Annotated in this window: 14 protein-coding genes; 6 read left to right on the top strand and 8 right to left on the bottom strand. The window is 32.0% G+C overall.

The features are described 5' to 3' along the window. The first annotated feature begins 240 nt into the window (after positions 1-240). The gene (locus M890_RS0106195; RefSeq protein WP_028282700.1) at positions 241-1,452 is read left to right on the top strand and encodes an MFS transporter; all 1,212 of its coding nucleotides are present in this window, start codon (positions 241-243) and stop codon (positions 1,450-1,452) included. Continuing rightward, complete coding sequence (locus M890_RS0106190) at positions 1,449-1,823, top strand: VOC family protein (RefSeq protein WP_028282699.1); 375 nt, start codon at positions 1,449-1,451, stop codon at positions 1,821-1,823. Before M890_RS0106195 ends, M890_RS0106190 begins: the two co-directional genes overlap by 4 nt. Here M890_RS0106190 and M890_RS0106185 read toward each other — a convergent pair. Continuing rightward, positions 1,820-2,260, bottom strand: a complete 441-nt coding sequence (locus M890_RS0106185; RefSeq protein WP_028282698.1) for an Lrp/AsnC family transcriptional regulator — start codon at positions 2,258-2,260, stop codon at positions 1,820-1,822. The two genes, M890_RS0106190 and M890_RS0106185, sit on opposite strands and share 4 nt — an antisense overlap. Positions 2,261-2,377: 117 nt before the next feature. On the opposite strand from M890_RS0106185, the gene M890_RS0106180 reads away from it, so the two are divergent. Then, the gene (locus M890_RS0106180) at positions 2,378-2,773 is read left to right on the top strand and encodes a hypothetical protein (protein ID WP_028282697.1); all 396 of its coding nucleotides are present in this window, start codon (positions 2,378-2,380) and stop codon (positions 2,771-2,773) included. 3 nt (positions 2,774-2,776) lie between these two features. Here the strand turns inward: M890_RS0106180 and M890_RS0106175 are convergent, their stop codons facing one another. The 4 genes from M890_RS0106175 to M890_RS0106155 form a co-directional block, all read right to left on the bottom strand. After that, positions 2,777-3,391 carry a DEAD/DEAH box helicase gene (locus M890_RS0106175; RefSeq protein ID WP_028282696.1) on the bottom strand — a complete coding sequence of 205 codons (615 nt, stop codon included), beginning with the start codon at positions 3,389-3,391 and terminating at the stop codon, positions 2,777-2,779. Between the two features lie 56 nt (positions 3,392-3,447). After that, positions 3,448-3,987 (bottom strand): sigma-70 family RNA polymerase sigma factor, encoded by a 540-nt coding sequence (locus tag M890_RS0106170; RefSeq protein ID WP_028282695.1) that lies wholly within the window; start codon positions 3,985-3,987, stop codon positions 3,448-3,450. A gap of 265 nt (positions 3,988-4,252) precedes the next feature. Then, positions 4,253-4,726, bottom strand: a complete 474-nt coding sequence (locus M890_RS0106160) for an OsmC family protein (RefSeq protein WP_028282694.1) — start codon at positions 4,724-4,726, stop codon at positions 4,253-4,255. 203 nt (positions 4,727-4,929) lie between these two features. Further along, positions 4,930-8,343: a methylmalonyl-CoA mutase family protein gene (locus M890_RS0106155; RefSeq protein ID WP_028282693.1), complete on the bottom strand. Its 3,414-nt coding sequence runs from the start codon at positions 8,341-8,343 to the stop codon at positions 4,930-4,932. A 143-nt stretch (positions 8,344-8,486) separates the two neighbouring features. Here M890_RS0106155 and purU point away from each other — a divergent pair, with 143 nt between their 5' ends. From purU to M890_RS0106140, 3 genes are all read left to right on the top strand, one after another. Continuing rightward, positions 8,487-9,341 (top strand): formyltetrahydrofolate deformylase, encoded by an 855-nt coding sequence (gene purU, locus M890_RS0106150; protein ID WP_028282692.1) that lies wholly within the window; start codon positions 8,487-8,489, stop codon positions 9,339-9,341. Positions 9,342-9,472: 131 nt separating this feature from the next. Further along, positions 9,473-10,174, top strand: a complete 702-nt coding sequence (locus M890_RS0106145; protein ID WP_028282691.1) for a DUF4197 domain-containing protein — start codon at positions 9,473-9,475, stop codon at positions 10,172-10,174. Between the two features lie 238 nt (positions 10,175-10,412). Further along, the gene (locus tag M890_RS0106140; RefSeq protein WP_028282690.1) at positions 10,413-10,610 is read left to right on the top strand and encodes a Lacal_2735 family protein; all 198 of its coding nucleotides are present in this window, start codon (positions 10,413-10,415) and stop codon (positions 10,608-10,610) included. Here the strand turns inward: M890_RS0106140 and M890_RS0106135 are convergent. The 3 genes from M890_RS0106135 to prfA form a co-directional block, all read right to left on the bottom strand. After that, positions 10,593-11,384 carry an ABC transporter substrate-binding protein gene (locus tag M890_RS0106135; protein ID WP_028282689.1) on the bottom strand — a complete coding sequence of 264 codons (792 nt, stop codon included), beginning with the start codon at positions 11,382-11,384 and terminating at the stop codon, positions 10,593-10,595. The two genes, M890_RS0106140 and M890_RS0106135, sit on opposite strands and share 18 nt — an antisense overlap. A 77-nt stretch (positions 11,385-11,461) precedes the next feature. Beyond that, on the bottom strand, positions 11,462-12,280 hold the full coding sequence (pyrF, locus tag M890_RS0106130) for an orotidine-5'-phosphate decarboxylase (protein ID WP_028282688.1): 819 nt from the start codon (positions 12,278-12,280) through the stop codon (positions 11,462-11,464). 34 nt (positions 12,281-12,314) lie between these two features. Beyond that, on the bottom strand, positions 12,315-13,391 hold the full coding sequence (gene prfA, locus M890_RS0106125) for a peptide chain release factor 1 (RefSeq protein WP_028282687.1): 1,077 nt from the start codon (positions 13,389-13,391) through the stop codon (positions 12,315-12,317). Positions 13,392-13,476 lie beyond the last annotated feature (85 nt).

The raw sequence follows: 13,476 nt of genomic DNA, 5'->3' as shown, positions 1-13,476 counted from the left end.
ATATGAATACTTTAAAAATTCAATTCAAAAATACAACTTATTCAAAATTTTGTTTAGCTTTGGTATCATAATTTATTAAAAATGAAATTAGTCATTACATATTTAACTAAACAAACCTCTTGTATAAACACAAGTAGTTGGACCTGTTATATGTTATGATGATGTAAATATCAATTTATACAATACAAAAAAGTCCAACTTAACCGTTGGACTTTTTACATTTATAACAACAACCAACCCATGAAAAAACTATTTAACAATTATATAAACACTTTTGATGGACTATCAAAAGAAGTATGGTGGCTCTCGTTAATTACACTAATTAACAGAGCAGGTACAATGGTAATTCCATTTTTATCTTTATACCTAACAGAAGATTTAGGGTTTACACTATCAAACGTTGGAACCATAATGACTGCTTTTGGACTTGGATCTGTTTTAGGATCTTGGTTAGGCGGAAAATTAACAGACAAAATTGGATACTATAAAATCATGGTGTTTAGTTTATTTGTATCTGGTTTTATGTTTATTGGTTTGCAATACTTAAAAACCATATACACTTTATCCTTTGGAATTTTTGCTTTGATGGTAATTGCAGACATGTTTAGACCTGCTATGTTTGTTGCACTTAGTGCTTATAGTAAGCCTGAAAACAAAACACGAAGTGTTACTTTAATTAGATTAGCTATTAATCTTGGGTTTTCAGCAGGACCTGCAATTGGTGGTTTAATTATTGTTGGATTGGGTTATGGAGGATTATTTTGGGTTGATGGTATTACTTGTATTGCGGCTACATTAGTTTTAATTAATGTATTACATCCTAAAAAGGCACGTGTACAAGACGAAATTAAAGTAGACAATCCATATTCTGCTTACAAGGACAAACCCTTTATTATCTTTTTGTTTGCTTTATTTTTATTTGGTTTTATATTCTTGCAATATTTTTCTACAATGCCATTATATTACAGATCAGAACATCATTTAAGCGAGCTGCAAATTGGATTATTACTTGGTGCCAATGGTTTTTTTATATTTTTATTAGAAATGCCATTAATTAAGTATTTAGAAAATACACGCTTTGCAAAAACGTCTTTAATTTTATTTGGCGCGTTTTTAACTGCTGCTAGCTTTTTAATACTTAACTTTTCAAGTTGGTCAGGAATTTTAATTTTTGGTATGTTTTTAATGACTGTCGGTGAAATGATAGCATTTCCGTTTGCTAATGCATTTGCCTTACAACAAGCTAAAAAGGGTAATCAAGGTGAATATATGGCATTATACTCGATAGCATTTTCTTTTGCTCACATCTTTGGTCATAAAACAGGCATGGAACTAGTCGAAGATTTTGGATTTGACAACACTTGGTATATCATGACCTTTTTAGGTGGTTTATGTATGTTGTTATTGTACCTATTAAAACAGTTTATGAAAGGAAAAAAATTAGTTAAATGAATTTAAATCAAGTAACCATATCATCTAAGGACCTAGAAATATCTGTTGTCTTTTATAAACTTTTAGGACTACAACTTATTGTTGATGCTTTGCCAAGATACGCCAGATTTACCTGTCCAGATGGCGAAGCTACTTTTTCGATTCATCAAAAAATTAACATGCAAAGCAGTGATAATACAACCGTGTATTTTGAAGATGATAATTTGAAGGATTTAGTTTTTAAACTAAAACAAAAAGGAATAACTTTTACGTCTGATATTGAAGACAAATCATGGCTTTGGACAGAAGCACATTTAGAAGATCCTGACGGAAATAAGATTATATTATTTAATGCTGGTAAAAACAGAAAAAATCCACCTTGGCGCATTTAAACCGGTTTTATAGCATTGTTTTTGACTACATGAGATAAAATTATTTGTGTTTTACATTCGCCATAAATAATTAATTGATCAATAAATGCCTCTAAATGCTTGTGGTTTTTTAAAACCACTTCCATAACTATGTTTTCGTTTCCGGTAATCCTGTAACAGTTTACAACCTCATCAAGTGTTTTTACCTTTTCTAAAAAAGGTTTTAATTTACCCATAAATGCTTGTAAAGTAATTAAAGCTTTTAATTGATAACCAACTTCAAAGGGAGAAATTAAAGTGATATGATTTTGGATAATCCCTAAATCCTCCATTTTTTTTATACGCTCAGACACTGCAGGAGAGCTTATCCCAACCTGACGACCAATTGCTGCATTGGACTGCCTAGCGTTTTGTTGTAAACATTTCAAAATTTTCCAATTCAATTTATCTACACTCATTTTTAAGTAATTTTATAAAAATATATTAATAATTAAAGTAAATATACATTATTACTTTAAAATCGAAAGTTAAAAATACGTGTAAGTCATTATTTTTGATAAAAAATAAAACTAATAATGTCGGCTCAAATACCTTCACACCTCTCAGAACTACCTATATATAAGCAGGCTATGCAAATATTTGTATTATCTAGAAGTATTTCTAGCTACTTAAATCAAGATTTAGCGTATTTATATGAAGACGGTAAAGAAGATGCTAATATTTACGTGTCAGGAGATATCGTGCAGCAATCCGTATCTTTAGCTCCAGAAATTATTAATGCAGAGCTAGAACGTTGTCGTGATAAAAAACACAGACACATTGCTTCTGTCAACCGATTGACTAATAGATTATATAAAAATTGTAGTCGTTTAGAGTCCTGTAACAGTAATGGTAAAGACTATTTACCTATCTTAAAAAGAGAGATTAGAAAATTTAGAAAATTACAGACCACTTGGATGTTGACACTTTAATTTTTAAGAAAAGTCAACTACTCTTGCATTATACATAAATGAGTCTTGAAAAGCCTTAATTTTTGAATTAAAGGTTTCAGAGAAAATTACAAACTTAGCTTTAGGAGCACTTTCGCTTAGTCTAAGTACATAATTGTGATAATTATTTCTAGCAATAAAATCCGCATCATGTACAATAAATAGTTTTAATTCACCTAAATGTAAACTATTTAAATGGTATAACTTACTTAATCGTTTTGGCGTGGCAATTAGTATATCTACACCATAATACACTTCTTCACGCTGCTTTTCTAAATCATGCTCTTCGTATGCGCAGTAAATACGTAAATCTGTTTGTTTAGTAAACGCTTCAAACTGCTCTTTTAACTCTAAAGTTGTTTTTTTGTCTTTTGCTATAATGACCGCTCTTGGCGAATCCTCAAAAGCTTCAGCTCCTAATTTTTGAATGGTACTAATAATCATAGCTGTAGTCTTACCACATCCTTTAGGTCCAATTGCGTAAAGATCTGTTCCTGCCTTAATTAAAGGCATCACTTCTTTTTGAAACTTGTTGGTAGTTTCAAATCCTGCTTTTTCAATATTTTCTTTTAATGTAGGATGGTATTTTTTGAAAGACATCTATGTAATTATGATATGTAAAAATTAGTGTAAACTATAGATTACAAAGGTAGTAATTAATGGCACATTTTACAGTCTGCTTTGTCTTTGATTTCGCCAACCAAAAAACCTTCATCATTTATTACAAAATCACAACAGTCTACAAAACCTTGAGCAATCAATTTACGACCACGCTGTATTTGAGATTTAATAGTTGGTAATGGTAAATGTAATTGGTCTGCAATTTGTTGTTGTTTTAAGCCTTTAACATCACTTAAAAAAAGTGGGTCTCTATACTTTTTAGGCAAGCTTTTAATAATACCATGTAAACAATCAGCTTCCGTATGTTCTAACTTTTGTTCTTCAAAAATAAAATCTTCATCAGTCGTTTCATACACTATTTTTTTACTTCTAAAATAATCCATTACAGTATATCTTGCTATAGAAAACAACCAGGATTTAAGTTTGTCTTTATCCTTTAATGTATTTAATTTAGTGTGTACTTTAATAAAGGTTTCTTGTACTAAATCTTCAGCAACTACCTCAGCTTTTACTTTACTAAAAATAAAATATTTTATGTCGTCAGCATGTAATTTCCAAATGTCTTGAGTATCCATCATTATGTATTAAAAAAACGCTAATCTTAGTATAAAGTTACCAAAATTAGCGTTATTAATTCCTGTTTTTAAGTCATGCTTAACAGTTGCAGTTATTGCAAGTACACGTATTACAAGTACAGTTAAAACAATTTCCTTTAGAGCAACCGTCACAGTCACAAGTACAATTTATATTTTTCATAACTTCTATTTTTATGGGTTCATATAATAGACGTGAATACTTTAAAAAAGATGCAAAACATGTAAATTATTTTTTAATACTTAATTATCGGACTACTATTGTTGCTTCATGAACAATAGGAAAATTGCATGAATTAGCTATAAAACATAGTTGATTGGCTTTAGTGTGAAGACTTTTTGCTAACTCTTTTTGACTTGCGTCTTTTATACTTACTACTGGTTTTAATCTTACCATTTTAAAACTACCACTACCTGAAGTATTGACTTCCAGGTCACCTTCTGCATGATCTATATAGCTTACAACTTCTATATTATGTTGTGCGCAGACATATAAATAAGACATCATGTGGCATGAGGCTAAAGCGGATAATAATAAATCTTCTGGATTGTATAATGCGTCATCACCTCTAAATGGTTTTGCAGCAGATACGGATAAATCCGAAATTTTATTAGCAATGGTTACCTTATGATTTCTACTAAAAGTTCTTGGGTTTGTAGTGCTTTCGCCTTCGTTAATGGTCCAATTTATAGTTGCTTTAAAAGTGTGATTGATAGACATGTTTTTTATATTGAATATAAAAAAAGCGTTTCAGATTGAAACGCCTTTTTTGTTTTATGTATTGATATTCTTGGTTTGCTTTTAATGACAAACGCTAGTTTATCTTTTTCGTTATTCACGAAAAGTAATTTTCTTAGATCCCAAATCTAGTTTGGGATAAGCGATTCACTCACTTTTCGAAAAAACGAACAGTGGTTCACTGCTTACATGTTACGTCTATATTGTCCTCCAACTTCAAATAACGAAGCTGTAATTTCACCTAAACTACAGACTTTACAAACGTCCATTAAAGCTTCAAAAATATTTTCGTTGTTTATGGCACGTTGTTGTAGATCTTTCAGTAAAGCTTTGGTATCATTTGCTTCATGAAGATTAGTTAATGTTTTTATTTGGAATTGCTTTTCCTCTTCTGTTGCTCTAATAACTTCCGCAGGAATTACTGTTGGTGATCCTTTAGAACTTAAGAAGGTATTTACTCCTACAATTGGGAATTTACCATTGTGCTTCAACGTTTCGTAATACAAACTCTCTTCCTGTATTTTACTGCGTTGGTACATAGTTTCCATTGCACCTAGAACACCACCTCTTTCTGTAATTCTATCAAATTCTAATAGCACAGCTTCTTCAACTAAATCTGTTAATTCTTCAATAATAAAAGAACCTTGTATTGGATTTTCGTTTTTATTTAAGCCTAATTCTTTATTAATGATTAATTGAATAGCCATAGCACGTCTAACCGATTCTTCCGTTGGCGTTGTAATAGCCTCATCATACGCATTGGTGTGTAAGGAATTACAATTATCGTAAATAGCGTATAAAGCTTGAAGCGTTGTACGAATATCATTAAAGTCAATTTCTTGCGCGTGTAAGCTTCGTCCAGAGGTTTGAATATGGTATTTAAGCATTTGCGCTCTTGCATTAGCACCATATTTGTGCTTCATTGCTTTTGCCCAAATTTTACGTGCCACACGACCAATTACTGCGTATTCTGGATCGATTCCGTTTGAGAAAAAGAACGATAAGTTTGGACCAAATTTATTAATGTCCATACCACGACTTAAATAATATTCCACGTAAGTGAAACCATTAGATAAAGTTAACGCTAATTGCGTAATTGGGTTTGCTCCTGCTTCTGCAATATGGTATCCAGAAATTGATACCGAATAGAAGTTACGCACATTATTCTCGATAAAATATTCTTGTACGTCTCCCATTAAACGCAATGCAAACTCAGTAGAGAAAATACAGGTGTTTTGCGCTTGGTCTTCTTTTAAAATATCTGCTTGAACTGTTCCTCTTACTTGCGCAATGGTATTCTTTTTAATTTCTGCGTAAACATCTGCTGGTAATACTTGATCTCCTGTAACACCTAAAAGCATTAAACCTAAACCATTGTTTCCTTCTGGCAACTCACCATTATAAGTAGGACGTTCTTTACCTTTATAAATCTTAGCAATTTTTGCTTCTACTTCTTTTTCTAGACCGTTTTCTTTAATGTAAAACTCACATTGTTGGTCTATAGCAGCATTCATAAAGAAACCTAACAACATTGGTGCTGGTCCATTAATGGTCATACTTACCGACGTCATGACATTGGCTAAATCAAAACCAGAATATAGTTTTTTAGCATCATCTAAACAGCAAATACTAACACCTGCATTACCAATTTTCCCATAGATATCTGGTCTTAAATCTGGATCGTTTCCGTAAAGCGTTACACTATCAAAAGCAGTAGATAAACGCTTTGCAGGTAAACCTGCACTTACATAGTGAAAACGTCTGTTAGTACGTTCTGGTCCACCTTCTCCAGCAAACATACGTGCTGGATCTTCTCCTGTACGTTTAAAAGGATATAATCCTGAAGTATACGGGAATTCTCCTGGTACATTTTCTTGCAACGTCCAACGTAATAAATCTCCCCAAGCTTGGTATTTTGGTAAAGCTACACGCGGAATTTGCAAGTGTGATAACGACTCAGAATGTGTTTCAATTTTAATCTCTTTATCTCTTACTTTAAAACTATAAATTGGATTTTTGTATTTGTTTACTTTCTCATCCCAACCAGTTATAACTTCCCAATTGTAAGGGTCTAAGTTTAATTTTACACGGTCGAATTCTGCAATAAGTAATTTTATAAAGTCTTTATTCTCTTCTTTTATTTCAAAAGATTCTGAAGCTATTCCTGCTTTATCTAACTCTGGCGTTACTTCTAAAACAGATTCTAAAGTTTTATAAATTCCGTAAAGTTTTTGAGCAACTTCAACTTGAGCGTTAGCTGTTTTATCATAAGCACGATTATTTTCGGCAATTTCAGATAAATAACGTGTTCTGCTTGGAGGAATTACAAAAATCTTTTCGCTCATTTCCTGAGAAATTTCGAATGTCGATTTTAAGTTTGAATCTGCTTTTTCAACCAACTTATCCATGATGGCTTTGTAAAGCGTGTTCATCCCTGGATCGTTAAATTGTGACGCAATGGTACCATAAACTGGTAACTGATCTTGAGGTATATCCCAAAGATTATTGTTACGCATGTATTGTTTTTTAACATCACGAAGGGCATCTAAAGACCCACGTTTGTCAAATTTATTGATGGCTACTAGATCTGCAAAATCTAGCATGTCAATTTTTTCTAATTGAGTTGCTGCACCAAATTCTGGAGTCATAACATATAAAGCCACGTCAGAATGTTCCATAATCTCAGTATCAGACTGACCAATTCCAGACGTTTCTAATATAATTAAATCATACTCTGCAGCTTTTAAAACTTGTACTGCTTCGTTTACATATTTTGATAAAGCTAAGTTAGATTGACGTGTTGCCAAACTACGCATGTATACTCTTGGCGAATTGATAGCATTCATTCTAATTCTGTCACCTAAAAGAGCTCCTCCTGTTTTACGCTTTGATGGATCAACAGACACTAAACCAATAGTTTTTTCTGGGAAATCGATTAAAAAACGACGCACTAATTCATCTACTAAAGATGATTTACCTGCTCCACCTGTTCCTGTAATTCCTAAAACTGGTGTTTTAGAATCTTTATTTTTAACATGAATTTTATCTAAAGTTGCTTTAGCCACTTCAGGAAAGTTTTCGGCAGAAGAAATCACTCTAGCAATAGCTTTAGGATTTTTGGTTGGTAAAATTTCCAACTCGTTACTTAAAGTATCACCTATTGCAAAATCTGATTGTTCTACCAAATCATTAATCATCCCTTGTAATCCCATAGCACGACCATCATCTGGAGAGTAAATACGTGCGATACCATAATCCATTAATTCTTTAATTTCAGAAGGTAAAATTACACCACCACCACCACCAAAAATCTTGATGTGCTCTGCACCTCTTTCTTTTAAAAGATCGTACATATATTTAAAATACTCGTTATGACCACCTTGGTAAGAGGTTAAACAAATAGCATTTGCATCTTCTTGAATAGCTGTGTTTACCACTTCGTCCACACTTCTATCGTGTCCCAAATGAATTACCTCTACTCCTGTAGATTGAATAATACGACGCATGATATTTATGGACGCATCATGACCATCAAATAAGGCTGCTGCTGTTACAATTCTAACTTTATATTTTGGTTTGTATGGTGTTGCTTGTGTCATTCTTAAAATATAATGGGTTTTGAGGTTGCAATTTACGGAATATTCAAAAATATTGCTCTATAATCTGTAATTATCTAAAAGTTAAAAACAAATAATTATCCACACAATTTTAAAGTAAATTTAGTGATTAATACCAACTGAAAATGAACAAATTAACCATCCTTATACATTGTAATGACCAACCAGGAATTATTGCAAACGTTACAAATTTTATTGCTAACAATAATGGGAACATCATATATATTGACCAACATGTTGACAGAGAGCAAAACATTTTTTTTATGCGCTTAGAAAGCGAATTTGAACACAACACATTTAACACCGAAGCTTTTAAGGTTAGTTTTAAGCAAAAGTTAGCCGATTGTTTTAAAATGAAATGGCGAATTTACTCAACCGAAATGAAACCAAAAATGGCACTATTTGTATCCAAATATGACCATTGTTTATATGATATATTAGGACGTTATAATTCTGGTGAATTAGATGTAGACATTCCGTTTATAATTAGTAACCACGATACTTTAAGACCTATTGCAGATAGCTTTAATATTCCGTTTTACCATATTCCTGTTACAAAAGATACTAAAGCCAAAGCAGAAGACCAACAATTAGATTTATGTAAAAAACATGGTGTAAATTTTATTGTTTTAGCACGTTATATGCAAATTGTGTCCAACAAAATTATAAGACAATATCCAAACAAGGTAATTAATATACACCACTCTTTTCTACCAGCTTTTGTTGGTGCAAAACCCTACCATTCTGCTTACAAACGTGGTGTAAAAATTATTGGTGCCACAAGTCATTATGTGACAGAAGATTTAGATGCTGGTCCGATTATTGAGCAAGATGTTGCAAGAGTATCCCATACACATGCCATTAATGATCTAATAGCTAAGGGACGCGATTTGGAAAAAATTGTGTTAGCCAATGCTATAAAACTTCATATTAAGCGAAAAGTGATGGTTTTTAATAATAAAACAGTAGTTTTTTCGTAGTTAAGTTATGCGTGAGCGGTTGAAGTGGCATCCTTTTTGTTTTTCTCAAAAAGATATAACGGAAAACGCGGTTTTTTCTTTTAAAAAACACGCCATAATAATAAGTATATTTGCAACTTAAATTATAGAACATGAAAAAAATATTTGCCTTAATTATTATTTTAAATTTTACTGCTTGTGCAGAATTACAACAAGTTGTTAACCAATTACCTCAAGGAGGAACGGTAAGCGAATTAGATATTGCTGGAGGATTACGACAAGCTTTAGACCTAGGAATTGATAAACAAGTAAGTAAATTGACCCAAACGGATGGTTTTTTTAAAAACGAATTAGTTAAAATATTATTACCAGAAGAGTTGCAAAAAGTTGATAAAGCTTTACGTGATATTGGCTTAAGTAATCTTGCTGATGAAGGTTTAAAAGTTTTAAACAGAGCTGCAGAGGATGCTGTTGGAGAGGCTACACCAATTTTTATTAATGCAGTAAAAGAGATTACATTTACTGATGCTAAAAATATATTGTTAGGTAGTAATGATGCTGCAACACAATACTTAACTAGCAAAACGCAAACTGCTTTATATGACAAGTTTAACCCAGTTATTAAGGCCTCATTTGATAAAGTTGGTGCTGACCAAATTTGGGCTAACTTAATTAATAAATATAATGCTATCCCTTTTACAAGCAATGTTAATCCTGATTTAACAGATTATGTTACTGGAGAAGCATTAAAAGGTGTTTACACTATGATAGCTGTTGAAGAGCAAGAAATTAGAACCAAAGTTGGGTCTAGAACAACTGCTTTATTACAAAAAGTATTTGCTTTACAAGATTAACCCTTTTGTTAAACTTAGAATAATACTAAGTTAACATTAAAACGAAAAATATACTAGATATTTGCATCGTATTAGTAAACACACTTTCGTTTATGATGCAGAGTTAGTTTAGTTAGTAATTAGAGTCTGTTTTTAGGGTTAAGAATGGGCTCTTTTTTTGTGCTAAAAAAATGATAATTATTTTGTTTATGTCAATAAAAAAAGTAATTTAATTGTCTAATTACCAAGCCCTAAGACCATGGACAGACAAAATCTTTTAAAACAACACCAAACTAATCTTTATAAGCGTTACAAACAACTAATAGAGCAATCTTATAATTTAAGACAAATAGATCACGAACAAAGTGACGTGTTTGCTTTTAAAGCTATTAAGATTTTAAATAAACTAAACAGATTAAATTATTTAACAAGAGAGCAATCACAAACGGTCATGTAATTGTTTAAAATAATCAAATGCTTGCACTAATCTAGAGCCATACCAAGAAAAATACTCGCCATCTACTAAAATGGTTTTTGCATGGTTTGACACACGACCAATCTCTAAAACATGCTTATCTTTAAAAGGATAAGGCTCGCTGGACAATAAGATCACTTCAGGATTGCCTTCTTGTTGAATTTTATTAATATCTACCTCTGGATAACGTTTTAGATTACCGTAAATATTCTCAAATTTATTTAACTGTAGTAAATGGTCTATAAAAGTACCTTTTGCAGCAACCATCCATGGGTCTTTCCAAATAAAATAAGCAACTTTTAAACTGGATTTTTCTTTAATATAAATTTGAAATTCTTTTAGATTGGCATCAATAGTTTTGCAAATCTTATTAGCATTATCAATTTTGTTAAAAAGCTGGCCATATTGTTTTATTAAATCTAAACAGTCTGCTATTGTTGCTATATCTGAAACATGCACAGGACATATGGCTTGACAGGCCAAAACGATGTCTTGTGTGTTTTCTTCTTTGTTACATAAAATAATATCAGGTTTTAAAGCTTTAATTTTATCAAGATTAATTTGCTTTGTTCCTCCTACAATTTGCTTATCAGCTTTTAAATGTATTGGATGCACACAAAATTTAGTAAGACCAACAATGGTCTGTTCTAAACCTAAATCATAAAGTAATTCGGTTTGAGAAGGCACTAATGAGATGATGCGTATTGGTGTGGTATCCAAGTTTAGTTTATTACCTATTTGATCTGTAAGTAGCATTTAGTTATGGCTTAAAATGGTCATGCTTTTATTAATAATGAGATGCCAAAACAAGTTTAGCATGACAAAGCGTTTAATTATTTATTATTTAAAATAACTTCCATTTGTTGTTGTAAATCCTTTGCTTTTGCTGCTGCTGCTTGCGCAAAATCATCGTTTTGTGAAGCATAAATAATCCCTCTAGAAGAATTGATTAGTAGTCCAACATTTTTGCTCATACCATATTTACATACGTCTTGAAGGTTTCCGCCTTGAGCGCCAACACCTGGAACCAACAAAAAACTACTTGGAATAATTTTTCTGATGTCTGCAAAATATTCGGCTTTAGTTGCACCAACAACGTACATTAAATTTTCAGAATTATTCCATGATTTAGAAGTCTCTAAAACTTGCTTATATAACTCTTTTCCATCAACCAATTTAGTTTGAAAATCAAAAGCACCTTGATTAGAAGTTAATGCTAACATAATGGTATGCTTATCTTTAAAAGCAAGAAATGGCTCTACTGAGTCTTTCCCCATGTATGGCGCAACAGTAACACTATCAAACGCTAAGTCTTCAAAAAAGGCTTTTGCATACATTGTACTTGTATTACCAATATCTCCTCGTTTTGCATCTGCAATTGTAAAGATATCCGGATGATTTTTGTTTAGGTAGTTAATTGTTTTTTCTAATGCTTTCCAACCTTTTAAACCATAAGCTTCATAGAAAGCTGTGTTAGGTTTGTAGGATACACATAAATGATGTGTAGCATCAATTATTGCTTTATTAAATTCGAAAATAGGGTCTTCGGTTTGTAATAAATGTTGTGGAATTTTATTCAAATCCACGTCTAGTCCAATACACAAAAAAGACTTCTTTTTAATTATTTGCTCTGTTAGTTGTTGTGTTGTCATGCTATAAAAAAAGCCTCAATGAAGAGGCTTGTAATTAAATATGTTGGTCACTAGCTTTTAATTTTTCTGTATTATCAGCTAATTGTAATTCGTCAATAATTTTTTGGATATCTCCATTTACAATGTTTTGTAAATCGTATAATGTTAAACCAATTCTGTGATCTGTAACACGTCCTTGCGAGTAGTTATACGTTCTAATCTTAGCACTTCTATCTCCAGAGGTTACCATTGTACCACGTAAAGCTGCATCTTCTTCGTTTTTCTTGGCTAATTCTAAATCGTATAATCTAGAACGTAAAACTTTAAAGGCTTTTTCTTTGTTTTTATGCTGTGATTTTTGATCTTGACATTGTGCTACTAATCCTGTTGGGATGTGCGTTAAACGTACTGCAGAATAGGTTGTATTTACAGACTGACCACCTGGTCCTGAAGAACAGAAAAAATCTACACGAACCTCTTTAGGGTTTATCTCAACATCAAACTCTTCTGCTTCTGGAAACACCATAACAGTTGCTGCACTTGTATGCACACGTCCTTGAGTTTCGGTTTGCGGTACACGTTGTACACGATGTACTCCTGCTTCAAATTTTAAAGTACCATAAACGTCGTCTCCTGTTACTTCAAATTGGATTTCTTTAAAACCACCATTTGTACCTTCGCTATAATCTACAGTATCAACTTTCCACCCTCTGCTTTCGCAATATTTGGAGTACATTCTAAATAAATCACCTGCAAAAATACTAGCTTCATCACCACCTGTTCCAGCTCGAAGCTCGACCACTGCGTTTTTAGAATCTTGAGGGTCTTTAGGTATCAATAATACTCTGATCTCATCTTCTAATTTTGGTATTGCTTCCTTAGCTTCGTCATATTGCATTTTAGCCATTTCTACCATTTCGGCATCACTACCATCTGCAATTATCTCTTCAGCTTCTTTTAAATTCTCAGTATATTCAATATATATTTCGCGTTTATCCATTAATAAACGTAAATCTTTATATTCTTTATTAAGCTCTACATAACGCTTTTGATCTGTAATAACATCAGGCTGAATGATTAAATCACTAACCTCATCAAAACGTTGCTTAACTATTTGTAACTTCTCTAACATCTTCTTCTAAAATTGTGAAACAAAAATACGATAATTTATGAATTTGCAATACTTTAATATTGTTTGCTTACAATAAAGCTTTTAT

The sequence above is a fragment of the Olleya marilimosa CAM030 genome, assembly GCF_000518485.1.
Classification (GTDB): domain Bacteria; phylum Bacteroidota; class Bacteroidia; order Flavobacteriales; family Flavobacteriaceae; genus Olleya; species Olleya marilimosa.
This window is presented reverse-complemented; position numbering and strand designations above follow the sequence as displayed.

What these genes read in the sequence shown, in the direction of transcription:
- prfA (WP_028282687.1), bottom strand. Translation starts at nt 13,391, where the DNA reads ATGTTAGAGAAGTTACAAATAGTTAAGCAACGTTTTGATGAGGTTAGT.
- M890_RS0106145 (WP_028282691.1), top strand. Translation starts at nt 9,473, where the DNA reads ATGAAAAAAATATTTGCCTTAATTATTATTTTAAATTTTACTGCTTGT.
- M890_RS0106175 (WP_028282696.1), bottom strand. Translation starts at nt 3,391, where the DNA reads ATGTCTTTCAAAAAATACCATCCTACATTAAAAGAAAATATTGAAAAA.
- M890_RS0106155 (WP_028282693.1), bottom strand. Translation starts at nt 8,343, where the DNA reads ATGACACAAGCAACACCATACAAACCAAAATATAAAGTTAGAATTGTA.
- M890_RS0106185 (WP_028282698.1), bottom strand. Translation starts at nt 2,260, where the DNA reads ATGAGTGTAGATAAATTGAATTGGAAAATTTTGAAATGTTTACAACAA.
- M890_RS0106190 (WP_028282699.1), top strand. Translation starts at nt 1,449, where the DNA reads ATGAATTTAAATCAAGTAACCATATCATCTAAGGACCTAGAAATATCT.
- M890_RS0106140 (WP_028282690.1), top strand. Translation starts at nt 10,413, where the DNA reads ATGGACAGACAAAATCTTTTAAAACAACACCAAACTAATCTTTATAAG.
- purU (WP_028282692.1), top strand. Translation starts at nt 8,487, where the DNA reads ATGAACAAATTAACCATCCTTATACATTGTAATGACCAACCAGGAATT.
- M890_RS0106180 (WP_028282697.1), top strand. Translation starts at nt 2,378, where the DNA reads ATGTCGGCTCAAATACCTTCACACCTCTCAGAACTACCTATATATAAG.
- M890_RS0106195 (WP_028282700.1), top strand. Translation starts at nt 241, where the DNA reads ATGAAAAAACTATTTAACAATTATATAAACACTTTTGATGGACTATCA.
- M890_RS0106160 (WP_028282694.1), bottom strand. Translation starts at nt 4,726, where the DNA reads ATGTCTATCAATCACACTTTTAAAGCAACTATAAATTGGACCATTAAC.
- M890_RS0106135 (WP_028282689.1), bottom strand. Translation starts at nt 11,384, where the DNA reads ATGCTACTTACAGATCAAATAGGTAATAAACTAAACTTGGATACCACA.
- pyrF (WP_028282688.1), bottom strand. Translation starts at nt 12,280, where the DNA reads ATGACAACACAACAACTAACAGAGCAAATAATTAAAAAGAAGTCTTTT.
- M890_RS0106170 (WP_028282695.1), bottom strand. Translation starts at nt 3,987, where the DNA reads ATGGATACTCAAGACATTTGGAAATTACATGCTGACGACATAAAATAT.